A 25,912-nucleotide genomic window follows, 5' to 3' on the forward strand; every position below is an offset into this window, starting at 1 on the left:
GTGCTCAGCCCATGAACTTCTTGAACTCGTCCGGCAGTTCGAAGTCCTGGGTGCCCTGCTGCGGCAACCCGAGCGCGCTGCCGCCCTGGGCACCGGCCTCGCGGCGCTGGGCCTCCTCCAGCTCCTGCTGCTTGCGCTTCATCGGGTTGCCGGAACGCTGCTTGCCCTTGGCCTTCTTGGGCTGCTTCTTGCTGCGGCCGGGGCCGCCGCCCATCCCGGGAATCCCCGGCATGCCCGGCATGCCGCCGCCCTGCGCCATCCGGGACATCATCTTGCGGGCCTCGAAGAACCGCTCGACCAGGTTCTTGACCGCGCTGACCTCGACACCGGAACCCTTGGCGATACGGGCGCGGCGCGAGCCGTTGATGATCGTCGGCTCCTGGCGCTCGGCCGGGGTCATCGACTTGATGATGGCGGCCGTGCGGTCCACGTCCCGCTCGTCCAGGTTGGCGATCTGGTCCTTGATCTGGCCCATGCCCGGAAGCATGCCGAGCAGCTTGCTGATGCTGCCCATCTTGCGGACCTGTTCCATCTGGGACAGGAAGTCGTCGAGGGTGAAGTCCTGGCCCTTCTTCGACGCCAGCTTGGAGGCCATCTGCTCGGCCTCTTCTTGGCTGAACGTCTTCTCCGCCTGCTCGATCAGGGTGAGCAGGTCACCCATGTCGAGGATGCGGGAGGCCATCCGGTCCGGGTGGAAGGCGTCGAAGTCGTCGAGCTTCTCGCCGTTCGACGCGAACATGATCGGCTTGCCGGTGACCGAGGCGATGGAGAGCGCGGCACCGCCGCGGGCGTCGCCGTCGAGCTTGGAGAGCACCACGCCGTCGAAGCCGACGCCGTCGCGGAAGGACTCGGCGGTGTTGACCGCGTCCTGGCCGATCATCGCGTCGACGACGAAGAGGATCTCGTCGGGCGAGACGGCGTCGCGGATGTCCGCGGCCTGCCGCATCAGCTCCTGGTCGATGCCCAGACGGCCGGCGGTGTCCACGATCACGATGTCGTGGACCTTGGACTTCGCGAACTCGATGGAGTCCTTGGAGACCTTCACCGGGTCGCCCACGCCGTTGCCCGGCTCGGGCGCGTAGACCGCGACACCGGCGCGCTCGGCGACGACGCTCAGCTGGTTGACCGCGTTCGGGCGCTGGAGGTCGGCGGCGACGAGCAGCGGCGAGTGGCCCTGGTCCTTGAGCCACTTGCCGAGCTTGCCCGCGAGGGTGGTCTTGCCGGCGCCCTGGAGGCCCGCGAGCATGATCACGGTCGGCGGCTGCTTGGCGAAGCGCAGCCGCCGGGTCTCGCCGCCGAGGATCGTCACGAGTTCCTCGTTGACGATCTTCAGTACCTGCTGGGCGGGGTTGAGCGCCCGGCTGACGTCGGCGCCGAGGGCGCGGTCCTTGACGTTCTTGATGAACGTGCGGACGACGGGCAGAGCGACGTCGGCTTCGAGCAGCGCGATGCGGATCTCGCGGGCCGTGGCGTCGATGTCCGCCTCGCTCAGCCTGCCTTTGCCGCGGAGGTTTTTGAAAGTCGCGCTGAGGCGGTCGGAGAGAGTATCGAACACGGCGGCGTCGGTCCTCGGAGTCGGGGGCGGTGTGAGCGTCTTCCAGGGTATCCGGCCGCGCAAGGCGATCGTCCCCGCCCGCCGGGATCGGCGGCCGGGGAAATCCCCGCTCGGCGCGTGCGGCGGGGCCGAGTCAGCCCCGCAACGTCTCCTCCAGCTTCCGTGCCGCCGCGCCCGCCTCGTCCGCGGGCAGCGGTACGCCCTCCGCCGTGGTGACGTAGAAGGCGTCGACCGCGTTGGCGCCCAGCGTGCTGACGTGCATGCTCCGCACCCGTACCCCCACGTCGTCCAGGGCCCGGCCGATACGGTGCAGCAGGCCCGGGGCGTCGTGGGCGCGCACCTCGATGACCGTCGCGTGCCGTGAGGCGGCCGGGGCCACCGTCACCCGGGCGGCGGGCGCCACGACGCCCCGGCGGCGCGGATAGGCGGCGTCGCGTTCGGCGAGGCGGCCCGCGATGTCCAGGGAGCCGTCCAGCGCGCGGACCAGGTCGGCACGGAGCCGGGCGGCCTGGGGCAGCGAGCCGTACTCGGCGGCGACCCGCCAGTTCAGCAGGAGTACCGAGCCGTCGACACCGTGGGGCAGGTCGTGGGCGCGCAACTCCGCCGTACGGACCGTCAGGCGGTGCATCGCCAGCACGCCGGCCACGGCGGGCAGCACGCCCGGCTGGTCGGGCACGGCGATGAGCAGTTCCACGCCGAGCGGCTCGGGGTCCCCGGCGGGCTCCGCCTCGGCGGGCGGTTCGGTCTGCGCGCGCAGTGCGAGCACCGGGCCGCCGGTGGCGACGGCCTCGATCGCGAGCCGCTCCTGTTCTGCGGTGGCCGCGAGGGCCTCGGGCTCCTCGGGCGCGTCCCCGAGGAGCACCGCCGCGACCCGTTTCACCAGGTCGTTGACGAGCGAGGCGCGCCAGGACGACCAGGCGGCCGGCCCGGTGGCCAGCGCGTCCGCCTCGGTCAGCGCGTGCAGCAGTTCCAGGGTGCTCGTGCTGCCGACCGCCTCGGCGACCGAACGGACCGTCGCCGGGTCCTCCAGATCGCGCCGGGTGGCCGTCTCGATGAGCAGCAGGTGATGGCGTACGAGGGTGGCGAGCACGGCCACGTCCGCGCGGTCGAAGCCGATGCGGGCGGCCACGTCCTTGGCGATGATCTCGCCCGCCACGGAGTGGTCGCCGGGCCAGCCCTTGCCGATGTCGTGCAGCAGCGCGGAGACCAGCAGCAGGTCGGGGCGGCTGACCCGGCGGGCGAACTCAGAGGCGCGGACGGCGGTTTCGATGAGGTGCCGGTCGACGGTCCAGATGTGCACGGCGTTGCGCTGCGGGCGGCACCGCACCCGCTCCCAGTCGGGCAGCAGCCGGGTGATCAGGCCCTCCGCCTCCAGCGCCTCCCACACCTCGACGGTGGGGTGGCCGGAGCCGAGCAGGGTGACGAGCTGTTCGCGCGCCTCGGCCGGCCAGGGTGTGGGCAGCGGACGGGTGGCGGACGCCATGCGCCGTACGGCGTGCAGGGAGAGCGGGAGGCCGGCCTGGGCGGCGGCGGCCGCGGCGCGCAGCGGCAGCACCGGGTCGCGCTCGGGGCGGGCGGCGCGGGCCAGGCCCACCTCGCCGTCCTGTTCGACTACGCCCTCGGCCAGCGGGGAGCGCTCGGTGGCGGGTTTGGCACCCCCGCCGAGCATGGCGCGCAGCCGGGGCCGCACGGCCCGCGACCGCAGCACGCGCCGCACCTCGCGCCAGGTGACGTCACTGGCGTACGACACGACGCGGGCCGCCTCGTAGACCTGGCGGAGCAGGGTGTCGGCGTCGAGGAGGCCGAGTTCGGCGGCGACCTGGTCCTGCTCCTGGAGGGCGAGCCGGTCGGTGGCGCGTCCGGTGGTGAGGTGCAGGGCGTCGCGTACGTCGAGGAGGCGGCGGCGGGCGTCGGCGAGGCCCTCGCGCGGGGCGTCGGCGAGCCAGGAGGCGGCGACGGCGCGCAGGGCGGTGGCGTCGCGGAGGCCGCCGCGGGCCTCCTTGAGGTCGGGTTCGAGGAGGTACTGGAGCTCGCCCTGGCGCTCGGCGCGCTCGGCGCAGAGTTCCTGGAGTTCGGGGAGGCGTCTGGGGGCCTGGTTGCGCCAGTCGGCGAGGACGGCGGTGCGCAGGGAGGCGGTCAGGCCGAGGTCGCCGGCGAGGTGGCGGGCGTCGAGGAGGCCGAGCTGCGCCTTGAGGTCCTCGCCGGCCGTTCGGCGGGCCTCGGCGGGGGTGCGCACCGAGTGGTCGAGGGCGAGGCCGAGGTCCCAGACGGGGTACCAGATGCGGTCGGCCAGGGCGGCGACGGCGCCGGAGGCGCCGCCGTCGTGCAGCAGGAGGAGGTCGAGGTCGCTGCGGGGGGAGAGTTCGCCGCGGCCGTAACCGCCGACCGCGACGAGGGAGACGCCGGTGAGGCCCTCGGCTCCCGCGGCGAAGAGGCCGGTGAGCCAGTCGTCGGTCAGCTCCGCGAGGGCGGCACGGCGCGGCGGCCCGGACCGCGCCCCCTCGGTGAGGAGGCGCAGCCGGGCCGCCGCGTAACCGCTGGGTCCCGAGTCCTCTGCTTCCTTGCGCACGTCCGTACTCGACACCCAGCGACTCCCGTCCTGTTTCTGTTCTTAGAGCGCGTCCGGTCCGCGCTCACCGGTCCGGACCCGGACGGTCGTCTCGACCGGGAGGGACCAGACCTTCCCGTCACCGATCTTGCCGGTGCGGGCCGCCTTGACGATGACGTCGATCAGCTGCTCGGTGTCGTCGTCCTCGGCCAGCACCTCGATGCGGATCTTGGGGACCAGGTCGACCGTGTACTCGGCGCCCCGGTAGACCTCGGTGTGTCCCCGCTGACGACCGTAGCCGCTCGCCTCGGTGACCGTCAGACCGTGTACCCCGAAGGCCTGGAGGGCCTCCTTGATCTCGTCGAGCCGGTGGGGCTTGACGACGGCGGTGATGAGCTTCATGCGTCCACCTTCTTCGTCTCCTGCGCGGCGAGGGAGCCGCTGCCGATACCGCCGCCTGCTCCGCTGAAGTCGTATGCGGTCTCGGCGTGCTCGGCCTGGTCGATGCCCGAGATCTCCTCGTCCTCGGAGACCCGCATGCCCAGGGTCTTGTCGATGAGGAAGGCGAGGATCGCGGAGACGATCAGGGAGTAGAAGAGGACGCCGAAGACGCCGGCGCACTGGATCCAGAACTGGTGCAGGCCGCCGCCGTAGAAGAGGCCCTGTACGTCGGACTGGCCCTTGCCGCTGGCGAAGAGGCCGATCAGGAGCGAGCCGGCGATACCGCCGACCATGTGGACGCCGACGACGTCGAGGGAGTCGTCGAAGCCGAACCGGTACTTGAGGCCGACGGCCGCGGCGCAGGCGACACCGGCGATGACGCCGACGGCGATCGCGCCCAGCGGGGAGACCGCGCCACCGGAGGGGGTGATCGCGACCAGGCCGGCGACGGCGCCGGAGGCGGCGCCCAGCGTGGTGAACGCACCGTGCCGGATCTTCTCGTAGGCGAGCCACGCGAGCATCGCGGCGGCGGTGGCGATCTGCGTGTTGACGAACATCAGCGCGCCGACGCCGTCGTCGTTGCCGAGCCACGAACCAGCGTTGAATCCGAACCAGCCGAACCAGAGCAGACCGGCGCCGAGCATGACCAGCGGGAGGCTGTGCGGGCGCATGGGGTCACGCTTGAAGCCGACGCGCTTGCCGATGACGAGGATCACGCCGAGCGCCGCGGCACCCGCGTTGATGTGGACCGCCGTACCACCGGCGAAGTCGATCACGCCGAGTTCGAACGCCCAGCCGCCGGCGCCCCAGACCCAGTGCGCGACCGGGAAGTAGACGATCGTGGCCCACAGCGCGATGAAGAGCGACCAGGCCGTGAACTTCACGCGGTCCGCGAGGGCGCCGCTGATCAGGGCGGGCGTGATGATCGCGAACATCATCTGGAAGACCATGAAGACGAAGACCGGGATGGTGTAGCCGGGCCACAGTTCCGTCAGGCCGATGTGGCTCAGGCCGACCCAGTCCGACGTCCAGCCGATGAGCGATCCGTGGTCGGTGCCGAAGGCGAGCGAGAAGCCGTACAGCGTCCACAGGATCGTGATGATCCCTATGCTGATGAAGCTCATCATCAGCATGTTCAGGGTGCTCTTGACGCGGACCATGCCTCCGTAGAAGAAGGCGAGGCCCGGGGTCATGATCAGCACCAGAGCGGATGCAATGAGCATGAAGCCCGTGTTCGCGGAGGACAGTTTGGGTGCCTCCGCCGCAAGCGTGATGGCGGCTGATGCCATCGGCGTCTCCTCGTCGGTTGTACGTCCCCGTGCGGGTCGGAGCGTATGAGCGGTCCGGTCGTGAGGGGTGGGCCGGTTATGCGCCATGAGATTGGCGCAGCGCCGTTTCGGTCGACGCCCCTCGTTGTTTCGCCGGAGTGACGAAGGCGCCCCGCGTGTTACGCGTCGATGAACTGCCGGATCTCCCGCTGCGCGATCGTTATCGTGGCGCAACCTTCCCCGGGGACGTCGAACCGGCCGCGGTCGGCCCTCCGACGACCTGGCACGGGGGAGCCGAGTCGGGCGGTTCGGGAGGGCCGGCCGCGGCCGGGGCTTGGGGTTTCAGACCGCTTCGACGGTCTCCGGCAGCTCGGTCGCCAGCCGGTCCGTGAGGTCCACGACCTCGGCGAGTTCACCGAAGTCGCGCACCGCCGTGTCGACGGTCTTTCGGATACGAGTGGTGACGCGCTCGGAGCGCACCTTCTTGGCGACCGTCATCGCCTCGGCGGCGAACACCGTGCTCTGCTCGGGCCGCCGTTGCAGGAGGTGCACGGTGGCCATCCCGATCAGGTTGAGTGCGTACGACCGCTGGTGCTCGTCGTCCTTGGCGAAGAGGTCGACCGCGCGCTGCATCAGGGGCTCGGCCAGTGAGGCGTACGCCGGGCTGCGGCCGGCGACATAGGCGAGGTCGCGGAAGGAGTGCGAGTTCTCGCCGTGCAGCTCGGCCTCGGAGAAGAAGCGGATCCAGTCGGGCTCCGGCTCGTCCCAGTCGTCGGCGTCGGCGAAGGTGTCCTCGGCCATTCGGACCGCCCGCTTGCACTTGCCGGGCTGGCCCATGCCGGCGTAGGCGCGGGCCTCCATCGCATACAGCATGGACTGGGTGCGCGGGCTCGCGCACTCCCGGCTGCCGTACTGCGCGAGGTGGATCAGTTCCAGGGCGTCGTCGGGCCGGCCGAGGTGGATCATCTGGCGGCTCATGCTGGACAGGACGTACGACCCGAGCGGTTTGTCGCCCGCCTCCTTCGCGGCGTGCAGGGCGAGGACGAAGTACTTCTGCGCGGTGGGCTGGAGCCCCACGTCGTACGACATCCACCCCGCCAGCTCGGCCAGTTCGGCGGCGACCTTGAACAACTTGCGTGTGGTGGCCTCGGGTTGGGGCTCCTGGAGGAGGTCGGTCACCTCGTGCAGCTGGCCGACGACGGCCTTGCGGCGCAGTCCCCCGCCGCACTGGGCGTCCCACTGCCGGAACATCATCGTGGTGGAGACCAGTAGCTCCAGCTCGGGCTTGGAGAGCCGGCCGACGCGCCGGGACGCGCCGGGGGGCTCGGGCTCCTGCCGGGGGACGCCGGGCCCGGGGACCAGCCAGCGCTGCATGGGCTCGATGAGGCCCGGGCCGGCGGAGAGCGCCAGTGAGCTGCCGAGGAAGCCGCGCCGGGCCAGCATGAGGTCGCTGCGGGAGAACTCGCTGAGCTGGGCCACCGTCTGGGGGGCGGTCCACGGCAGGTCGACGCCGGTCGCGGAGGGCGACTGGCGGGCGGCGCGCAGGCCCAGGTCCTCGACCGAGACGACACAGCCGAAGCGCTCGGAGAAGAGCTCCGAGAGGATCCGCGGAATGGGTTCCCGCGGGTTCTCCCCGTCCAGCCAGCGGCGCACCCGGGAGGTGTCGGTGGAGATGTGGTTGGCGCCCAACTGCCGGGCCCTTCGGTTCACTTGGCGTGCCAGCTCGCCCTTGGACCAGCCGCTGCGCACGAACCACGAGCCGAGCAGCTCGTTGGGGCGCTTCTCAGCACTGGTCGCGGTCGTCCCGTCTCCGCCGTTGCCGCCCACTGGAACGCCCCCATCCCTGAAACCACCGCCGCGCCGCTGTGCGCCAAGCCCTATCAGAATGCCCGTGAATACAGCCGTCCGTCCGCCACTTGCCACCCTTCGAACGAGATGACGCGTTGCCTCCGGCATACCCACGAGAACGCGCATCCCGAGGTTCGTGCACTCAGAGTAATCCTGTGATCACGCTCTCACCATGGCAATCCCGGAAACGCCACCTTTCGCCACCCCTTCGGATGAACTCCTGGTGGCCCGCGCACGATTCACTTGACATAGGACGGCCGGAAGTGGGCGGAGCGGTGCACATGGGGGCGCGCACCTTCGAACACACCACCCGAGGCGCTTCCGGAAGCCGTCTGAATCGAGAGGCACTTGGGTAACCGAGACCACAGAGAGTGACGACCCCGCGTCCGTCTCGTAACCACCGGTGCGTCTGACCCGTTGGAGGGGGCATGGGCTTCACGATCGGCAGCAGTCGGAGCATCCGCGACATCCGGCCCGGCTCGCGCCGCCGCGGCCGGGCGTCGGAGAGCACGGCGGTGGCGGAGTTCACCGGTCTGTGGGGCTGGGACGTGGTACCCGGGGCGCGGGCCGGCGGGGGCGGCTGTTCCTGTGGCCGCCGCGGCTGCCGGGCACCCGGCGCGCATCCGCTGGAGTTCGCCCCGGAGGTACGGGCCGGCGCGACCCTCGACGAAGTGACCGACGCCTGGGGCGAGTTCCCGGGCGCCGCCGTGATGCTGCCGGTCGGGCGCGCGTTCGACGTGATCGAGGTCGCCGAGCCGGCCGGCCGGCGGGCGCTGGTGCGGCTCGAACGGATGGGGCTGCCCGTCGGACCGGTGACCGCCACCCCGGACGGCCGCGCCCACTTCCTGGTCGCCCCGGGCGCCGCCGCCGAACTCCCGGCGCTGCTCTACCGGATGGGCTGGGACGACCCGGCCTCGCTCGATCTGCGCGGCCTCGGCCCCGGCCGCCACATCACCGCCCCGCCCTCCGACCGCGGCGGCCTCGGCCCGGTCCGCTGGCTGCGCTCCCCCGCCCTGGACTCGGCGACGAAACCACCGGCCGCCCGGCTGCTGCTGGGAACGCTGGCGTACGTGGCCCACCGGTCGCGCGACTGATACCGCTGAGGCAGCACGCGCATCGGCCTCACCCCCGGCCGCCGCGCACGGCCCCCGTACACGGCGAAGCGCCCGTCCCCTACCGCGAGTGGGGGCGGGCGCTGCTTCGTACCGGTCGCCGGTCGGGTGGCCGGTCAGTCTCCGAGGAGGGCGTCGACGAACGCCTCCGGCTCGAAGGGCGCCAGGTCGTCGGCGCCTTCGCCGAGGCCGATGAGCTTGACGGGTACGCCCAGTTCGCGCTGGACGGCGATCACGATGCCGCCCTTGGCCGTACCGTCCAGCTTGGTCAGCACGATGCCGGTGATGGCGACGACCTCGGCGAAGACCCGGGCCTGGACCAGCCCGTTCTGACCGGTGGTGGCGTCGAGGACGAGCAGCACCTCGTCGAGCGGCGCCTGCTTCTCGACGACGCGCTTGACCTTGCCCAGCTCGTCCATGAGACCGGTCTTGGTGTGCAGGCGTCCGGCGGTGTCGATGAGGACGGCGTCGGCGCCGATGTCCTTGCCCTCCTTGACCGCGTCGAAGGCGACGGAGGCGGGGTCGCCGCCCTCCGGCCCGCGCACGGTGTGGGCTCCGACCCGGTCGCCCCAGGTCTGCAACTGGTCGGCGGCGGCGGCCCGGAAGGTGTCGGCGGCACCCAGCACGACGCTGCGGCCGTCGGCCACCAGGACCCGGGCGAGCTTGCCCGTGGTGGTGGTCTTGCCGGTGCCGTTGACCCCGACGACCATGACGACGCCCGGTCCGCCGGTCTCCGACTCGGTCCTGACCGCGCGGTCGGCCTCGGTGCCGACCAGCTTGAGCAGCTCCTCGCGCAGCAGCGCGCGCAGTTCGCCGGGGGTCCGGGTGCCGAGCACCCGCACCCGCTCGCGCAACCCGTCGACCAGCTCCTGGGTGGGAGCGACGCCGACGTCGGCGGTGATCAGGATGTCCTCGATCTCCTCCCACGTGTCGTCGTCGAGGTGCTCGCGGGAGAGCAGCGTGAGCAGCCCCTTGCCGAGCGCGTTCTGCGAGCGGGAGAGCCGGGCGCGCAGCCGGATCAGGCGGCCGGCCGTGGGCTCGGGGATCTCGATCGCGAGGGCTTCGGCGGCGGGTTCCTCGACCACGACGGCGGGCGAGCCGTCGGGAAGGTCCACCTCCTCTATGGTCCGGCGCGGTTCGTCGCGCGGGGTCTCGGCCTCGTCGCCGACGTGCGGCTCGGTCGGCGGGGCGGTGATGTCGGGGGCGGTGGGCGGCGGCGGGGGCAGCGGCTTCTTTCGCCGGCTGCCGACGATGAGGCCGCTGAGCGCGCCGAGCACGACCACGGCGATGACTACAGCAAGGATGACGGTTTCCATAACGCCCCCAGTATCAGCCATGGGTCCGGACGGGACCCAGCTCAGGTTTTCCGACAGCACAAAAGTGAGCATTACCCCACCAAATGGGGCCATGCCGCGATGCCCGTCCGGGGGGACACCGGCCCCCCACGCCGGGCGCACCGCGCAGCGGCGACCTCCTGCCCACCAGGGGCGCCGTCAATCCCCGCCGCCCCACCGTTCACCCCGGGCGCACCGCTGACGACCGCCCCCGTACGGCGCGTATCCCCGGCGGGGCCTCACCGCCCCTGCCCCGCCGCCTCACCGTCACGCCTCCCGCGCGGCCGGGCGGCCGGCACCCCAACAGGCGCTCACCTATGGCTACCTGACACTCCGTCAGTTACCGTCCGTCCCCACACCGTAAGGGGACCCCCATGCCCGTGACCGTCGTACGCTTCAACCTCGTCGAACCCGGCGCCACCCCCACCTCGCTCAGCGCCCGCTACCGGGCCGCCCTGGAGATGGCCGCGTACGCCGACGACCGTGGGATCACCACCGTGCAGACGGAGGAGCACCACGGGGTCGACGACAACTGGCTGCCGTCGCCGTTCGCCTTCGCGGGCGCGGTCTTCGGGGCGACCCGGACCATCGCAGTGACCGTCTCGGCGGTCATCGGCCCGCTCCACGATCCGCTGCGGCTCGCCGAGGACATCGCCGTACTCGACCTGCTCAGCGGCGGCCGGCTGGTGACGGTCGCCGGGATCGGCTACCGGCCCGAGGAGTACGCCCAGTTCGGCGTGGAGTGGAAGCGCCGGGGCCGGCTCCAGGACGAGCTGCTGGAGACCGTGCTGAAGGCGTGGACCGGCGAGGAGTTCGAGTACCGCGGCCGTACGGTACGGGTCACCCCGCGCCCCTTCTCCGACCCGCACCCCCTGCTCCTGGTCGGCGGCTCCTCGAGGGCCGCCGCCCGCCGGGCCGCCCGGCTGGGCCTGCCGTTCTTCCCCAGCGCGCACCTCCCGGAGCTGGAGGCGCACTACAAGGAGCTGCTCACCGAGTACGGCACCGAGGGCTGGACGATGATGCCGGCCGCGGAGACGCCCCTGCTGCACCTCGCCGAGGACCCGGACCGGGCCTGGGCCGACCACGGCGCCCGCTTCCTGCACGAGGCCCGTACGTACGCGTCCTGGCAGTCCGGCTCCATCCGCTCGGCGGTCAGGTCGGCGGCCACGACGGTGGACGAGCTGCGCGCGGAGGGCGTCTACCGCATCCTCACGCCGGAGGAGTGCCTGGCCCAGGGGCTGGACAACTACGTACTGCATCCGCTCGCGGGCGGCATGCCGGTGGAGGAGGGCTGGCGGAGCCTGCGGCTGTTCGCGGAACAGGTGCTGCCCCGGCTGAAGGACTGAGGCGCCCCACCGGGCGTGCAGGAACCGCCCCCCCCTGGCACGGGAGTTGGCCGTGCCAGGGGCGGCGGACAGGTGTCGGGGAGAAGGGCAGCGGGGACTTGGCCCGTCTCCCCGAGTTCGGGGGGCTCGGTCAGCCCATCTCCTCCAGGGACTTGCCCTTCGTCTCCTTGACGAACTTGAGGACGAACGGGATGGAGAGCGCGGCGAAGACCGTGTAGATCACGTAGGTCGCGGAGAGGTTCCAGTCGGCCAGGGACGGGAAGCTCGCGGTGATGGCCCAGTTGGCGATCCACTGCGCGGAGGCGGCGACGCCCAGCGCGGCGGCGCGGATCCGGTTCGGGAACATCTCGCCGAGAAAGACCCAGACCACGACACCCCAGGAGAGGGCGAAGAAGAGGACGAAGACGTGGGCGGCGATCAGGGCGGTCCAGCCCTGCGCGGCCGGCAGCTTGCCGTCCACCAGGTCGTAGGAGAAGGCCCAGGCCTCCAGACCGAGTCCGACCACCATGCCGACGGAGCCGATGAGGGCCAGCGGCTTACGGCCGACGCGGTCCACGAAGATCATGGCGATCACGGTGCCGAGGATGTTGATGATCGACGTCGTGAAGGAGTAGAAGAACGACTGCGAGGGGTCGACGCCGACCGACTGCCACAGCGTCGAGGAGTAGTAGAACGCGACGTTGATGCCGACGAACTGCTGGAAGACCGAAAGGCCGATACCGACCCAGACGATCGGCTTGAAGAAGAAGCCGCCGCCCAGCAGGTCCTTGAACGTGGACTTGTGCTCGCGCTTCATCGCCTGCTGGATCTCGCCGACGCGTGCGTCCAGGTCGAGGTTGTCGCCCTCGACCTCACGCAGCACCTGGTGCGCGCGGTCCAGCTTGCCCACGGCGATCAGGAAGCGCGGAGACTCGGGGATCGCGAAGGAGAGCAGTCCGTAGAGGATCGCCGGGACCACCATGACGCCGAGCATGACCTGCCAGGCCTCGATGCCCATGAGCTTGCCGCGCTGGTCGCCCCCGGCGGCGTTCAGCAGGCCCCAGTTGACCAGCTGCGAGATCGCGATGCCCACGACGATCGCGGCCTGCTGGAAGGAACCGAGTCGGCCGCGGTACGCGGGCGGGGCGACCTCGGCGATGTAGGCCGGGCCGATGACCGAGGCCATGCCGATGGCGAAGCCGCCGATGACGCGCCAGAAGGCGAGGTCCCACAGCGCGAAGGGCAGCGCGGAGCCGACGGCGCTGATGGTGAACAGCACGGCGGAGATCTGCATACAGCGGATGCGGCCGATGCGGTCGGCTATCCGGCCGGCGGTGGCGGCGCCGATGGCACAGCCGATCAGGGCGATGGCGATGACCTGCGCCAGGGCCGCGGAGCCGACGTCGTAGCGGTCCCGGATGGCCTCGACGGCGCCGTTGATCACGGAGCTGTCGTAGCCGAAGAGGAAACCGCCCATCGCGGCCGCCGCCGCGATGAAGATGACGTGCCCGAGATGTTCGGGATGAGCCGGCCTGGCTCCTGACTGAGGTGCCTGCGCAGTGCTGGTCACGTGTAACTCCTCGGGCCACCGGCAACGCCGCCGGTGTGGGGGCGACCCTTCCAGTGGCGCACAGCATCCAGCCGCCCACCACTTGAAGGTAAGAACAACGTTGCAGAGACTATGCCTTCATGTTTCGAAGTCAATAGCCGTCCAGCTGTGATTTTTCAGCCACCGATGGCGCCGCATGCGTTCAAGAGTTGAAGTCTTTGCCCATTCAGCGAGCGCGACTCAGCGGCATGCGGGGTGATACCGGTGTAACTAGCACCGATCTCCCTCCGCTCTCTACCGGATGCCCCGGTCCGCGCCGTCTAGCGCAGTCGCTGCGAGATGACCTTCGACACACCGTCGCCCTGCATGGAGACGCCGTACAGCGCGTCGGCGACCTCCATCGTGCGCTTCTGGTGGGTGATCACGATCAGCTGGGAAGCCTCCTGGAGCTCCTGCATGATCCGGATCAGCCGTTGCAGGTTGGTGTCGTCGAGCGCGGCCTCGACCTCGTCCATCACGTAGAACGGGCTGGGCCGCGCCTTGAAGATCGAGACCAGCAGCGCCACCGCGGTCAGCGAGCGCTCGCCGCCGGAGAGCAGGGAGAGCCGCTTGACCCGCTTGCCCGGAGGCCGTGCCTCGACGTCCACACCCGTGGTGAGCATGTGGTCGGGGTCGGTCAGGATCAGCCGCCCCTCGCCGCCGGGGAAGAGCCGCCCGAAGACGCCCTCGAACTCGCGGGCCGTGTCCCGGTACGCCTCGGTGAAGACCTGCTCGACCCGTTCGTCGACCTCCTTCACCACCTGGAGCAGGTCGGTACGGGTCTTCTTCAGGTCCTCCAGCTGCTCGCTGAGGAACTTGTGCCGCTCCTCCAGCGCCGCGAACTCCTCCAGCGCGAGCGGATTGACCTTTCCCAGCTGCTGATACGCCCGCTCCGCCGACTTCAGCCGCTTCTCCTGCTCGGCACGGTGGAAGGTCCGGGGCTGGTTGCGCGGGTGCTCCGGGTCGTCGGGCAGCTCCTCGCCCTCGGCGGCGAGCGAGGGCGGCACGAGCTGGTGCGGCCCGTACTCCTCCACCAGACCGGTCGGCTCCACGCCGAGCTCCTCCAGCGCCTTCGTCTCCAACTGCTCGATCCGCAGCCGCTTCTCGGCACCGAGTACCTCGCCGCGGTGCACCGAATCCGTCAACTTGTCCAGTTCCGCCTTGAGTTCACGGCCCTGGCCGCGGGCGGCGGTCAGTTCCCGCTCGCGCCGTGCCTTGGCCGCGTCGGCGGCGGTCCGCTCCGCGTCGGCGCGGCCGAGCGACACCTCGACGTGGGCGAGGAGTTGCCGGGCGCCGAGGCCGACGGCCCGCGCGACGGCCGCCTCGTGGCGCAGCCGGGCCTGCCGCTGTTCGGCACGCGCGCGTGCCTCGCGTTCCGCCCGCGCGCCCCGGTCCAGCGCGTCGGCCCGCCCGGCCAGTCCCTTCACCCGCTCCTCGTGCGTACGGACCTGGAGCCGCGCCTCCATCTCGGTCTGCCGGGCGTTGGCCCCGTCGGCGGCGAGCCGGTCCCGCACGGAGGTGTCGGGCTCCTCCTCGACCGGCATCTCCTCGGCGACGACGAGCCGTTCGGCCAGCTCCTCCACCTCCTCGACGGCCCGGTCGAGCGCCTCCTGCGCCCGCGCCGCCGCCGCTGCGGACCGCTCCGCCTCGCCCGCGGCACCACGCGCCTGTCCGGCGAGCCGCCCCAACTGCTGGGCCACAGCCGACTTCTCCCGGTCGGCGGCCCGCCGCGCCTCCCCCAACTCCTCCACGAGCGCCGCACATTCCCCGCGCCGCACCCCCGCCAGCCGCTGCGCCTCAGCCAACTCCGCGCACCGCACGCCCAGTTCGGCCAACTCGGCGGCGGCCTCGTCCACGGACGCCTGCACTTCGAGCAGACTCGGCGCCCCCGCCGACCCCCCGTGCGCGAAGTGCGCCCCCAGCAGATCCCCGTCAGCGGTCACGGCGGTCAGCCCCGGCCGCGCGTCCACCAACTCCTCGGCGTCCTCCAGAGTCCCTACGACGACGATCCCCCGCAGCAACCGCCCCAGCGCGGGCCGGAGTTCGGCCGGGGCTCGGACCAGTTCGGCGGCGTAGGTGAGGGGTGCGGGGAGGGAGGCGGTGGGTGGGGTGGGCTCCGCATGCGGGTGCGGGACGGCGGGACAGTTCGGGGTCCCGGAAACAGGACCGCCTCGCGCTGAAGGGATGTGGGGAGACCCGTTGGCGGGCGTTGAACCGTTCGGCGGTTCGGAGACGTTGAGAGACGAGGCGCCGGGACGACGATTCCCGACGGCGGAGCCGTTCGGGATGCTGGAAGCCGAACCGCCGGGCAGGGTGGCGGAGTGGGGAGACGTGGCGTGGGGGACGGACCGGCTGGGCGTCGGGAGCGCAGGCCCGCTGCCGGTGTCCTCGCCCGGGGTGCCGGCCGGCGGGAGGCCGTCCGGCACCGGGCCGGCGGGCGCACCGGAGACGTCCCCCAGGTGTCCGGTGTCTTCCCGCGAGGCCGTACCTGCGGCTTGGCCCGGCGCGTCCGGCGAGGACTCCGCGCCGCCGTACGCGTGCGGCTGCGGGGCCTCCGTATCCTCCGGGGCGCCCGCCAGGAGGAGGTAGGCCCGGCCTTCGTCCTGTTTACGGAGGAGGCGGAACGCTTCCGCTGCCGAGGCGGGGGTGGTGACGGCGATGGCGTCGGCGGCGGCGCCGAGGGCGGCGGCCACGGCCACCTCGTGTCCCGGGACCACGGTGAGGAGTTCGGCGGCCGGGCCGAGCAGCCCGGAGAGGTGGTCCTTCGCACCCAGCAGCGCGCCGGTGCCGTCCTTGCGGCGCAGGCCCAGCGCGAGCGCGTCATGGCGGGCCTGGGTCGCGGCGCGCCGGCGTTCCACGGCGGTGGCGGCCTCGCGGGCGGCGGACTGGGCGGCCTCCGCCTCGGCCAGCGCGGCCCGCGCCGCCTCGTGCCGCCCGGCGAGTTCGGCGTCCCCGGCGTCGAGCCCGTCGACCTCGGCCTGGAGCGTCTCGTACTCCTCCTGCGCGGTGACGGCACGTTCCTGCGCCTCGTCCCGCGCGACGGCCAGCCGGTCGATCTCGGCCTGAGCGGACGCGGCGCGCGAACGGGCGGCGTTCACCTGCCCGTTGAGCCGGGCCAGACCCTCCCGGCGGTCGGCGATGGCACGGGCGAGGTCCCTCAACCGCCGTTCCTCGTCGGCGAGTTCGCGCTCCAGTCGGGCACGGTGGGCGACCGTGTCCTCCAGGGCGTGCTCGGCCGCCTCCAGCGCCGCCTCCAGCTCGGCCTCCTGCTCGCGGATCCGGGCGGCCTCGCGTTCCATGTCCTCGGGGTCACGTCCGCGCCGCTCGTCCGGGGGCGCCGAGGTCGCGCTCTGCACCCGCGCGTCGGCCAGCGAGACGGTGCCCCGCACCCGCTCGGCCAGCTGGGAGAGCTCGTACCAGGTCTGCTGGGCCCGCTGGAGCCGCGGTGCGAGCTGCCGGACCTCGTCCTCCAGCAGCCCCTCGCGCTGCACGGCCCCGCGCAGTTCCAGCTCGGCGGCCTCCTTGCGCTCCTTCAGCGCGGCCTCGTCGGCGACCTCGGCCTTCAGCGCCTGCCGCAGCCGTACGAGATCGTCGGCGAGCAGGCGGAGGCGGGCGTCGCGCAGGTCGGCCTGGATGACGGCGGCGCGGCGGGCGACGGCGGCCTGGCGGCCGAGCGGCTTGAGCTGGCGGCGCAGTTCGTCCGTGAGGTCCTGCACGCGCGCGAGGTTGGCCTTCATCGCGTCCAGTTTCCTGAGCGCCTTCTCCTTGCGCTTGCGGTGCTTGAGGACACCGGCCGCCTCCTCGATGAAGGCGCGGCGGCCCATCGGGTCGGCGTGCAGCACGGAGTCCAGCTGTCCCTGGCCGACTATGACGTGCATCTCGCGGCCGATGCCGGAGTCGGACAGGAGTTCCTGGATGTCGAGGAGGCGGCAGGTGTCGCCGTTGATCTGGTACTCGCTGCCGCCGTTGCGGAACATGATCCGCGTGATGGTGACCTCGGCGTACTCGATGGGGAGCGCCCCGTCGGAATTGTCGATGGTCAGGGAGACCTCGGCGCGGCCCAGCGGGGGACGCCCGGTGGTGCCGGCGAAGATGACGTCCTCCATCTTGCCGCCGCGCAGCGACTTGGCGCCCTGTTCGCCCATGACCCAGCTGAGCGCGTCCACGACGTTGGACTTGCCCGAGCCGTTCGGTCCGACGACGCAGGTGATCCCCGGCTCGAACCGGAGCGTGGTCGCGGAGGCGAACGACTTGAACCCTCGGAGGGTCAGGGCCTTGAGGTGCACGCCGCCGGACTCTACCTTCCGGGGGTGTCTCACACCGTGAACCCCGGTGCCCCCGCGGTTTCGCGGATGAAGGTGCAGGGCACACCAGACGTTGAAGAGAGTGGTGGCGGTGACGGGGGAAAGAAAGAAGGGACGCCGAAGCGTCCCTTGCAAACTTCGGCAACTATGCGGTTGATACGGACGTAGCGGTTGTTACGGGCCGCCCGACCACTGCGCTGTCTTTCGTGGTGCGCCGCAGTGATCAGGTGAGCGCGGGCTCCGCCTGGCGTGCGTCGATGCTCTCAAGAAGCGAGTCGTGAGAAACGGCAGCCGTGAGCGCCTCGTTCTCGGCCTGGATGCGGCCGAGCTCGGATTCGAGATCCTGGACGCGCTGCTGCAGCCGTCGCATCTCGGCGAGGAGTCGCGGGTCGGAGCCGCCGACGTATCCGAGAAGCGCCTTTGCCATGATGGATGGTCCTCCACACTGAGTGACCGACCGAAGCGGTTTGGGTCGTGAGGGAATCGCACCCGTCGTGCTTGACACGCTCTAGTGTTGCTCTGCCGTTCTTCCATGCCAAACAGCTAAGGTGCGCGGGGCTTTCAGAGTCTCACCAAAAAGTTTGACGGTCAACACGATCACGCCCCGTACTGGCGGGCAACCCGGGGGCGCGCGGCCCGGAGCGGGCGGCGCTGCTTCTCCTGCGGGACCCCTGGGGGCGTGGCGATCATCTTTACCCGCGGAGCCTGCCGGCGCAAGCGGTTATCGGCAACCACCAGGTACTTTCCGCTCCGGGCGCCCGCCGACGGCATGATCCTCCGCCGGCAGCGGGGGTTCCCCGTGTCCCTCGTCGGAGAGCGGTCAGCGGATGGCGAACCCGTCGTAGCCCCCGCGCGGTGTGTCCCAGATCTCCGTGACGCCGGCCACGCGACCGGGCGTGTCGATTCCCTGGAGCCACTCCAGGAGTCCCTCACACCTTTCGCGCGACCCCTCCGCGACCACCTGGACGCGTCCGTCCCCCAAATTGAGAGCAAAACCACTCAGGCCCCCGATCTCCAGCGCCTTGGCGCGGGTAAACCACCGGAAACCCACACCTTGGACACGCCCTCGCACCCAGGCGACCAGCCGAACATCCTCGCTCATGGCTGCAACCTAACCGGCCAATGTCACTCGCGACACTTGCTCCCCTCGTGCCATGAGGTACCGTCCCCACCCAGTGAATCTCATATGAAACTCACTCCATCGAGTGAGCCGGGTCACCGCTGGGACGAGCTGACCGCAAGCACGAGGAAGGCAAGGACATGGGACGCCACCGACGCTCCGCCGCCGGCCGCGCCGCCACGGGCCGCGCCACGGGGATCACAGAGACGCACGGCTCTTACACGGGTGGTTACGACCCGCACGACTCGTACGACTGGCACGCGGGCGACACCGTGGGGCGGGCGCCCCACCTCGCTCCGGAGGGCCACTCGCAGGCCCGGGTGAAGAGTGAGGCCTACCTCTTCGCCACCGAGGAGGACTACGCCGTGGTCTTCCCCGACGCGGGCGGCACGTCGAACGACGCGCGGGGCGGGCGCCGGCGCCGGAAGAAGGCCGCGACACCGGTCCGCACCGGGCTGCTCGGCGTTTCGGCGGCCGTCGCGATCGGCACGGTCGCGGTCGCCGCGGGCGCGGTGCCGGGGCTCGACAACTACAAGCTGGGCGGCGGCACCGGAAACAGCGACAGCGTGCAGGCCGCGGGGTCGCCCAGCAACTCGGCGACCGAGCAGGGCGGCACCTCCGGCAGCGCCCAGTCCCGCGACGGCGGTTCCTCGACGAGCCGCGGCGCCGACCGCGCCGCCAAGCCCTCCGCGACTCCGTCCGCTTCGGCCTCCGCCTCGGCCCCCGCCGCCTCCACCACCGCGCCGCCCAAGGCGCCGGTGAAGAAGCCGTCCGCCACGCCGCCCAGCACGAAGCCGGTGACGACCCCGTCGCGGAAGACCACCGCTCCCCCGGCGGCGCAGAAGACCACCGCCCCGGTGACGGTCTCCGCGGTGGCCGCCGCCGAGGCCGAGGTGCTCAAGCTCGTCAACGAGCAGCGGGCCGCGGTCGGTTGCAGCGCGCTCTCCGCCAGCAGTTCGCTGACGAGCCTCGCCGAGGACTTCAGCGAGCAGATGGCCGCCGAGGACTTCTTCGACCACACCGACCCCAGCGGGGCCACCCCGTGGGACCGGGCGGCCAAGGCCGGCATCACCGCCCTGGGCGGCGAGAACATAGCCCGCGGCCAGGCCGACGCGGCGGCCGTCATGGACGCGTGGATGAACAGCCCCGGCCACAAGGCCAACATACTGAACTGCGACTTCAAGACCCTGGGCGTCGGTGTGCACTTCGGCACCGGCGGCCCCTGGTGGACGCAGGACTTCGGCTACTGATCCGCCGCCCGTTCACACCGCGACGGCGACGCGCCCCCGGGCGAGCACCGCGGCCGTCTCGGCCACCCTGCGGCCGAGGTGCTCCGCGGTGGCCACGTCCGCGGGGTGGACGGCTTCCGGGCCCTCGTCGACGTTGGTCTGGGCGGCGGCGCCCGCGAAGACTCCGAGCCGGTTGAGGTCGTGCTCGGAGCCCTCGCTGTTGTTCCAGCCCGGGTGCAGCCCGAGGTTGACCCAGTGCATGCCGTGCTGGGCGGCGAGGATCTGGAAGAACTGCAGGGTGTGCAGCTTGTCGCCGCTCTTGGAGCCGGAGTTGGTGAAGCCGGCGGCCAGCTTGTCCTTCCACTCCAGGGCGGACCAGCGCTTCGAGGACGCCTCCGCGAACACGTGGAAGGCGCCGGACGCGGTGCCCATGTAGGTCGGCGAGCCGAACACGATCGCGTCCGAGGCGTCCAGCAGGGCCCACTGCTCGTCGGTGATCGCGTCGACGGCGATCAGCCGCGCCTCGGCGCCGGCCTCGACGGCTCCGGAGCGGACCGCCTCGGCGAGGACGGCGGTGTGGCCGTAGCCGGAGTGGTAGGCGATGGAGACAACGGGGATGGTCACGATGAGTGCTCCTCACAGCTCAGCAACGGTGAGGAAAGGAAAGCACTAACTCGGAGTTAGTGCAACCTGTTGGTTAGCGCCGTGGTCGCGTAAGCTGTCGGCATGGACACCACCCAGGAGCGCACGCAGGAGCAGGAGCTTCCGTACAACGTGTTCGCCAAGACCTGTCCCTCGCGCGGCACGCTGGAGCACGTCACGGGCCGCTGGGGCGCGCTGACCCTGGGCGCGCTGTACGACGGCGCGCTCCGCTTCAACGAGCTGCGCCGCCGCGTCGACGGCGTCAGCGAGAAGATGCTGTCCCAGACGCTGCACGCGCTGGAGCGCGACGGCCTGGTGCACCGCGAGGCCCAGCCGACCAACCCGCCCCGCGTCGACTACGAACTGACCCCGCTCGGCCGCGAACTGGCCCGGCGCCTGACCGGCCTCATCCACTTCGTGGAGGGCCGCATGGACGAGGTGCTCGAAGCCCGCGCCCGCTACGACGAGACGCGCGGCGGCCTCTGACACGTCGGGCAGAAGTAGCTGGACCGGTTCATCCAGGGCCGTCGGCGCATCGGCGTGCCACACCGCCGGCACGGCAGGCCCTCGCGGCCGTAGGCGTCGAGCGAGCGGTCGAAGTAGCCCGACTCACCGTTGACGTTGACATACAGGCTGTCGAAGCTGGTGCCGCCGACGGCGAGGGCCGCGTTCATCACCTCCCGTACGTGGCCCAGGAGTTCGGCGGTACGCGGACGGGTGAAGTTCGCCGTCGGCCGTTCGTAGTGCACACGGGAGCGCCAAAGGGCCTCGTCCGCATAGATGTTGCCGACTCCGCTGATCAACGACTGGTCCAGCAGGGCCCGTTTGATGGTGGTGCGCTTGCGGCGCAGCGCCTGGTGGAAGGCCTCGTCGTCGAAGAGCGGGTCGAGGGGGTCGCGGGCGATGTGCGCGATGACGTCGGGCAGTCCGTCGGACGTGGTGTCGTGCAACGACAGCCCGCCGAAGGTGCGTTGGTCGACGAAGCGGAGTTCGGTGCCGAGGGTGTCGGCGAACCGGACGCGGATGCGCAGGTGCTTCTCGTCGGGCGACTCGTGCGGCTGGACCAGGAGTTGGCCGCTCATCCCGAGGTGCGCCAGGATCGCCTGCCCGGAGTCCGCCAGCGGCAGCCACAGGTACTTGCCGCGCCGGCTGGGGGTGCCGATGCGGTGGCCCTTGAGGCGGTGCGCGAAGTCGTCGGGACCGGCGAGATGACGGCGTACCGCACGCGGGTGCAGCACCTCGGCGTCGGCGACGGTGCGCTCGGCGACCCACCTGCGCAGACCTCGTCGTACGACCTCTACCTCGGGCAACTCGGGCATGCGATCCCCTGTGGCAACCGGTGGATGAGCCGAGCGCCCGCCCCTGGACGGGGACGGGCGCTCGGGCTGCGCTGTGCGGTCAGGCGGACGCCGACGTGGTGTCGACGCTCTCCTCGGCAGCGGCCTGCTCAGCGGGCGGGGCGACCTCGACGGCCTGCTCGACCGCCTCCTTCGCCTTCTTGACCCGCTCGTCCGCGTCGGCCCTGATGGACCTCCACGCGGACTCGGCGGCCTGCTGCTCCGCCTCCTTCTTGCTGCGGCCGGTGCCGGTGCCGTACGAGACGCCTCCGACGCGGGCGGCAGCAGTGAAGGTCTTCTCGTGATCGGGGCCGGTCTCCGTGACCAGGTACTCGGGCACGCCGAGCCCCTCCGTCGCGGTGAGCTCCTGGAGACTGGTCTTCCAGTCCAGGCCGGCACCGAGGTTCGAGGACTTCTCGATCAGGGGGTCGAAGAGCCGGTGGACGAGTTCGCCCGCCGCGTCGAGACCCTGGTCGAGATAGACCGCGCCGATCACCGCTTCCAGGGTGTCGGCGAGGATGGACGCCTTGTCCCGGCCGCCCGTGCCCTCTTCGCCCCGGCCGAGCCGGATGAAGGAGCCGAGTTCCAGGCCGCGACCGACCTCCGCCAGCGCACGCGAATTGACCACCGCGGCCCGCAACTTGGCCAGTTGGCCCTCGGGCAGGTCGGGGTGGGTGTTGTACAGCGTGTCCGTGACGACGAGGCCGAGCACGGAATCCCCGAGGAACTCCAGCCGCTCGTTCGTCGGCAGACCGCCGTTCTCGTACGCGTACGAACGGTGGGTCAGCGCACGCACCAGAAGGGCGGACTCGAGTTGGTACCCGAGCCGCCCTTCCAACAGTGTGTGGGACGAGGCCGTGTCCGCCGGGGCACCCCCGCGCTGGCGGGAACCAACTTCATTGGCGTCAGACATGGTGCCTCTCACCAGCCGCTCAGACCTCGAGGACCTGGCGCTTGTTGTACGTGCCGCAAGACGGGCACGCGATGTGCTGCAGCTTGGGCTCGTGGCAGCGCTCGCACGCAACCAGGGTGGGGACCGCAGCCTTCCACTGCGACCGGCGGTGGCGCGTGTTGCTGCGCGACATCTTCCGCTTCGGAACAGCCACGGCTACTTCTCCTGCTTCTCGGCGGCGCGTGACTCAGGCGCCTCGCCGCTCAACTCGTCCTTCTCGCCGTCTCCGAGTGAACCGGCGAGTCCCTGCAGTGCCGCCCAACGGATGTCGACGGCGTCGTGGTGGTGGTCCGGGTCGTCCGTGAGCCGCGCCCCGCATTCGGAGCACAGGCCCAGACAGTCGTCCTGGCACACCGGCTGCATCGGCAGTGCGAGCACTACCGCATCGCGCAGCACGGGTTCGAGGTCGAACAGGCCGTCCTCGATGTAGAGCCTGTCCTCGTCATCCGCGGATTCCCCGGCGTCGTCGGCCGTTTCCGCTTTTGCGCGGCCACGGTCGTCGGCGTCAGGGTACGAGAACATCTCCTGGAAGTCCGCTTCGAGCTTCTGCTCGATCGGCTCCAGACACCTTACGCACTCCCCCTTGGCCTGTGCACGGGCGGTGCCTGTGACGAGCACACCCTCCATGACCGACTCAAGGCGGAGCCTGAGTTCCACCGGTGCGCCTTCCGGCACTCCGATGACCCCCTGGATCCCGAGGTCCCGGGGAGCGTCGATCGAGCGGGTCAGGCGCCGCAGCGCACCAGGACGCCGGCCCAGCTCGTGAGTGTCGAACACGAGAGGGTTGCGGTGGTCGAGGCGGGCGTTCAGAACCATTCCTGCTTTCGGACTGCTCTCAGGGGGAGACGCGGCCCACCGTGTTCCGGGGGCAGCGCTGATCACGGACGTACACGCGACCGAAGAGCCAGGATACTGGACCTTTCGCTCCCGGCCCAATCCGGTGCGCGCTCCCGGCCACCCGACCCGGGCCCGCCCCGGATCACTGCGATCCGCGTCCCTGCTCGTACGCCCTCAGCTGCTCGGCGCTGATCATGCCGGTGTCGAAGAGGCTCGTCTCGTCCAGCGCGTAGCCCTGCTGGGCCTGGTGCTGCTGGTGCTGGGGGTCGTACGGGGTCTGCTGGGCGTCGTAGCCCTGGAAGGACGCGTCGCCCGTCGCCGGGGCGTAGCCGGCGGCGGAGTACGGGTCCGGCTGCTGCTGGTAGCCGTAGGGGTCGGGCTGCTGGGCGTACTGCTGCTGGTAGCCGTAGGGGTCCGGCTGCTGCTGCGGGGCCTGCTGGTAGTCGTAGGCGGCCTGCGGGGCGTACTCCTGCTGCTGGGGCGTCTCGGCGGGGGCGGCCGGGGTCTCGTGGATGGCGGCGAGGCCGGCCAGGTAGTCGGCGTCGCTGGTGTGCTGGACCGGGCTGCCGTCGTCGTCGAGGGCGAGGGCGCCGAGGTCGTCGCTGGCGAGCCGGCCGTGCAGCTTCTGGCGGCCCTTGCCGACGGCCTCCAAAGTCTTGGCGAGCACCGCCTCGAAGGCGCCGAGCTTGACGTCGACGTAGGTGTCGGCGTCCCGGCGCAGGGTCTCCGGGTCGTGGCTGCGCTCGGGGGCGTCCTCGTCCTCGTAGCCCTGGTCGTCGAGGCCGGGGCCGGTGCCGAGGAGCTTCTCCCGGCCGCGGCCGACCGAGCCGAGGGTCTTGGTGAGGACGACCTCGAAGTTGGCGAGCTTGGAGTCGACGTAGTCGTCGGCCTCCGCGCGGATCTCCTCGGCCTCCTGGCGGGCCTCGGCGAGGATGCGGTCGGCCTCGTTCTGCGAGCGGCGGGCGATCTCGGTGTCGGAGATCAGGGAGCCGCGCTCGGCGTGCGCGGTGCGGATGATCTGCTCGGCTTCCTGGCGGGCCTGTTCGACCATCTCCTGCCGGCCGCCGATCAGCTCCTGTGCCTCGGCCAGCGAGTCCGGCAGCGCCGCGCGCACCTCTTCGAGCAGCGTGAGCAGCTCGGCGCGGTTGACCACGCACGAGGCGGACATGGGCATGGACCGGGCGCCGGAGACCGAGGCGACGATCTCGTCGAGCTTCTTCTGCACGTCCACCGTGTGCTCGCCACTCTCTACAGCTGTGTTGGAGACGGACGGGTCGACTGTACGACCACACCCGCCCCGGCCGACACCTGCTGACGCGGCGTCAGTTGCTCAGCTCTTGCCGATGCGGTCCTTGAGCGCTTCGAGGACCACCGGGGGCACCAGGTGGGAGATGTCGCCGCCCCAGGTGGCGACCTCCTTCACCAGTGAGGAGGAGAGGAAGCTGTAGGTGGGGCTGGTGGGTATGAACAGGGTCTCGACGCCCGAGAGACCGTTGTTCATCTGGGCCATCTGGAGTTCGTAGTCGAAGTCGCTCACCGCGCGCAGGCCCTTGACGATGGCGGGGATGTCGCGCTGTTTGCAGAAGTCGACCAGCAGGCCGTGGTAGGCCTCGACCTGGATGTTGCCGAACTCGGCGGTGACGTTCCGGATCAGCTCTATCCGCTCGTCGACGGAGAACAGGCCCTTCTTCGACTGGTTGATCATCACGACGACGTGCACGACGTCGTACAGGCGGGAGGCACGGGCGATGATGTCGAGGTGTCCATTGGTGATGGGGTCGAACGACCCCGGACAGACGGCGCGGCGCAACTGGTTTCCCTCGCTCTCCGGTCCGGTCATCGTGCGTCTTCGCACGTAGAGGCGGCGCGACCGTACCAAAACGTCCCCTCGCCGTAGCGACGGGCCCGGATCGGGTCGAACCCCTGCGGCCACCCGAATTCGCCGCCTCTGGTGCTGCGCTCCACGGTGACGAGGGCTTCGTCCCCGAGCCACCCCTCGGTCCGGAGTGTGAGCAGGATCTCGCGGAGATCGTCGTCCGTGACCGCGTACGGCGGGTCCAGGAAGACGATGTCGTACGGCTCGGCCGGCGCCGGTGTCCGGACGACCTGTTCGGCCCTGGCCGCCCTGACCTCCGCGCCGGGGAGGCCGATGGCCTTCACGTTCTCCCGGATGACTCGGGCGGCCCTGGCGTCCGCCTCGACCAGCAGGGTGTGGCTCGCGCCGCGGGACAGCGCCTCCAGGCCCACGGCGCCGGAGCCGGCGTAGAGGTCCAGGACGCGGTGGCCCCGCAGAGGGGTGCCGAGGAGGGACTGCCAGGTGGAGAAGAGGCCCTCGCGTGCGCGGTCGGAGGTGGGGCGGGTTCCGTTGCCCGGCGGGACGCCGAGGCGACGTCCGCCGGCTGTACCGGCGATCACGCGGGTCATCTGGGGTCCTCGTTCATGGGGTTCATCGGTTCCAACGCGTCCAACGGG

Annotated in this window: 21 protein-coding genes and 1 pseudogene; 4 read left to right on the forward strand and 18 right to left on the reverse strand. The window is 71.2% G+C overall.

Annotated elements, in window-relative coordinates:
• Positions 1-4: 4 nt before the first annotated feature.
• The 5 genes from ffh to ABZT12_RS14345 all read right to left on the reverse strand — a co-directional run bounded on the left by ffh (position 5) and on the right by ABZT12_RS14345 (position 7,639).
• Positions 5-1,555, reverse strand: coding sequence for a signal recognition particle protein (gene ffh / locus ABZT12_RS14325; RefSeq protein WP_356382662.1), 1,551 nt, complete (start codon positions 1,553-1,555; stop codon positions 5-7).
• Between the two features lie 133 nt (positions 1,556-1,688).
• Positions 1,689-4,139: a [protein-PII] uridylyltransferase gene (locus ABZT12_RS14330; RefSeq protein WP_356382665.1), complete on the reverse strand. Its 2,451-nt coding sequence runs from the start codon at positions 4,137-4,139 to the stop codon at positions 1,689-1,691.
• A gap of 27 nt (positions 4,140-4,166) precedes the next feature.
• The gene (locus ABZT12_RS14335; protein ID WP_356382668.1) at positions 4,167-4,505 is read right to left on the reverse strand and encodes a P-II family nitrogen regulator; all 339 of its coding nucleotides are present in this window, start codon (positions 4,503-4,505) and stop codon (positions 4,167-4,169) included.
• On the reverse strand, positions 4,502-5,833 hold the full coding sequence (locus ABZT12_RS14340) for an ammonium transporter (RefSeq protein WP_356382671.1): 1,332 nt from the start codon (positions 5,831-5,833) through the stop codon (positions 4,502-4,504). The genes ABZT12_RS14335 and ABZT12_RS14340 overlap by 4 nt, the downstream gene beginning before the upstream one ends.
• Positions 5,834-6,154: 321 nt before the next feature.
• Positions 6,155-7,639, reverse strand: coding sequence for a hypothetical protein (locus ABZT12_RS14345; RefSeq protein WP_356382673.1), 1,485 nt, complete (start codon positions 7,637-7,639; stop codon positions 6,155-6,157).
• 449 nt (positions 7,640-8,088) lie between these two features.
• Here ABZT12_RS14345 and ABZT12_RS14350 point away from each other — a divergent pair, with 449 nt between their 5' ends.
• On the forward strand, positions 8,089-8,754 hold the full coding sequence (locus tag ABZT12_RS14350; protein WP_356382676.1) for a bifunctional DNA primase/polymerase: 666 nt from the start codon (positions 8,089-8,091) through the stop codon (positions 8,752-8,754).
• 134 nt (positions 8,755-8,888) lie between these two features.
• Here the strand turns inward: ABZT12_RS14350 and ftsY are convergent, their stop codons facing one another.
• Positions 8,889-10,088, reverse strand: a complete 1,200-nt coding sequence (ftsY, locus tag ABZT12_RS14355; RefSeq protein ID WP_356382679.1) for a signal recognition particle-docking protein FtsY — start codon at positions 10,086-10,088, stop codon at positions 8,889-8,891.
• A 392-nt stretch (positions 10,089-10,480) separates the two neighbouring features.
• On the opposite strand from ftsY, the gene ABZT12_RS14360 reads away from it, so the two are divergent.
• Positions 10,481-11,452 (forward strand): LLM class flavin-dependent oxidoreductase, encoded by a 972-nt coding sequence (locus tag ABZT12_RS14360; protein ID WP_356382682.1) that lies wholly within the window; start codon positions 10,481-10,483, stop codon positions 11,450-11,452.
• A gap of 130 nt (positions 11,453-11,582) precedes the next feature.
• On the opposite strand, the gene ABZT12_RS14365 is transcribed toward ABZT12_RS14360, so the two are convergent.
• The 4 genes from ABZT12_RS14365 to ABZT12_RS14380 form a co-directional block, all read right to left on the reverse strand.
• Positions 11,583-13,001 carry a sugar porter family MFS transporter gene (locus tag ABZT12_RS14365; protein ID WP_356382685.1) on the reverse strand — a complete coding sequence of 473 codons (1,419 nt, stop codon included), beginning with the start codon at positions 12,999-13,001 and terminating at the stop codon, positions 11,583-11,585.
• Positions 13,002-13,300: 299 nt separating this feature from the next.
• Positions 13,301-17,305 (reverse strand): AAA family ATPase, encoded by a 4,005-nt coding sequence (locus ABZT12_RS14370; RefSeq protein WP_356382688.1) that lies wholly within the window; start codon positions 17,303-17,305, stop codon positions 13,301-13,303.
• Between the two features lie 241 nt (positions 17,306-17,546).
• A complete protein-coding gene (locus tag ABZT12_RS14375; protein WP_356382691.1) occupies positions 17,547-17,750 on the reverse strand; it encodes a hypothetical protein in 204 nt (67 codons plus the stop codon).
• A gap of 393 nt (positions 17,751-18,143) precedes the next feature.
• Positions 18,144-18,425, reverse strand: a complete 282-nt coding sequence (locus ABZT12_RS14380) for an acylphosphatase (protein WP_356382694.1) — start codon at positions 18,423-18,425, stop codon at positions 18,144-18,146.
• Positions 18,426-18,583: 158 nt separating this feature from the next.
• On the opposite strand from ABZT12_RS14380, the gene ABZT12_RS14385 reads away from it, so the two are divergent.
• Positions 18,584-19,693, forward strand: coding sequence for a CAP domain-containing protein (locus ABZT12_RS14385; RefSeq protein WP_356382697.1), 1,110 nt, complete (start codon positions 18,584-18,586; stop codon positions 19,691-19,693).
• Between the two features lie 12 nt (positions 19,694-19,705).
• Here the strand turns inward: ABZT12_RS14385 and ABZT12_RS14390 are convergent, their stop codons facing one another.
• A complete protein-coding gene (locus tag ABZT12_RS14390; RefSeq protein WP_356382700.1) occupies positions 19,706-20,296 on the reverse strand; it encodes a flavodoxin family protein in 591 nt (196 codons plus the stop codon).
• A 102-nt stretch (positions 20,297-20,398) separates the two neighbouring features.
• Between ABZT12_RS14390 and ABZT12_RS14395 the strand changes: the two genes are divergently transcribed.
• Entirely contained in the window at positions 20,399-20,800 is a 402-nt protein-coding gene (locus ABZT12_RS14395) for a helix-turn-helix domain-containing protein (protein ID WP_356382703.1), read from the forward strand.
• Here the strand turns inward: ABZT12_RS14395 and mutM are convergent.
• The 7 genes and pseudogenes from mutM to rsmD all read right to left on the reverse strand — a co-directional run.
• A complete protein-coding gene (gene mutM, locus ABZT12_RS14400; RefSeq protein WP_356382705.1) occupies positions 20,773-21,633 on the reverse strand; it encodes a bifunctional DNA-formamidopyrimidine glycosylase/DNA-(apurinic or apyrimidinic site) lyase in 861 nt (286 codons plus the stop codon). The genes ABZT12_RS14395 and mutM overlap by 28 nt on opposite strands.
• A 79-nt stretch (positions 21,634-21,712) precedes the next feature.
• The gene (rnc, locus tag ABZT12_RS14405) at positions 21,713-22,564 is read right to left on the reverse strand and encodes a ribonuclease III (protein WP_356382708.1); all 852 of its coding nucleotides are present in this window, start codon (positions 22,562-22,564) and stop codon (positions 21,713-21,715) included.
• A gap of 19 nt (positions 22,565-22,583) precedes the next feature.
• Positions 22,584-22,757: a 50S ribosomal protein L32 gene (gene rpmF, locus ABZT12_RS14410; protein ID WP_007493396.1), complete on the reverse strand. Its 174-nt coding sequence runs from the start codon at positions 22,755-22,757 to the stop codon at positions 22,584-22,586.
• Positions 22,758-22,759: 2 nt separating this feature from the next.
• The gene (locus tag ABZT12_RS14415) at positions 22,760-23,419 is read right to left on the reverse strand and encodes a DUF177 domain-containing protein (protein WP_356382711.1); all 660 of its coding nucleotides are present in this window, start codon (positions 23,417-23,419) and stop codon (positions 22,760-22,762) included.
• 163 nt (positions 23,420-23,582) lie between these two features.
• Entirely contained in the window at positions 23,583-24,671 is a 1,089-nt protein-coding gene (locus ABZT12_RS14420) for an ATP synthase F0 subunit B (protein ID WP_356382714.1), read from the reverse strand.
• Between the two features lie 99 nt (positions 24,672-24,770).
• The gene (gene coaD, locus ABZT12_RS14425; RefSeq protein WP_356382830.1) at positions 24,771-25,250 is read right to left on the reverse strand and encodes a pantetheine-phosphate adenylyltransferase; all 480 of its coding nucleotides are present in this window, start codon (positions 25,248-25,250) and stop codon (positions 24,771-24,773) included.
• 26 nt (positions 25,251-25,276) lie between these two features.
• Positions 25,277-25,867, reverse strand: a pseudogene (gene rsmD, locus ABZT12_RS14430) (16S rRNA (guanine(966)-N(2))-methyltransferase RsmD); the annotation flags it as partial.
• Positions 25,868-25,912: the final 45 nt, after the last annotated feature.

This window comes from Streptomyces sp. NPDC005423, from assembly GCF_040606415.1.
Taxonomy (GTDB): domain Bacteria; phylum Actinomycetota; class Actinomycetes; order Streptomycetales; family Streptomycetaceae; genus Streptomyces.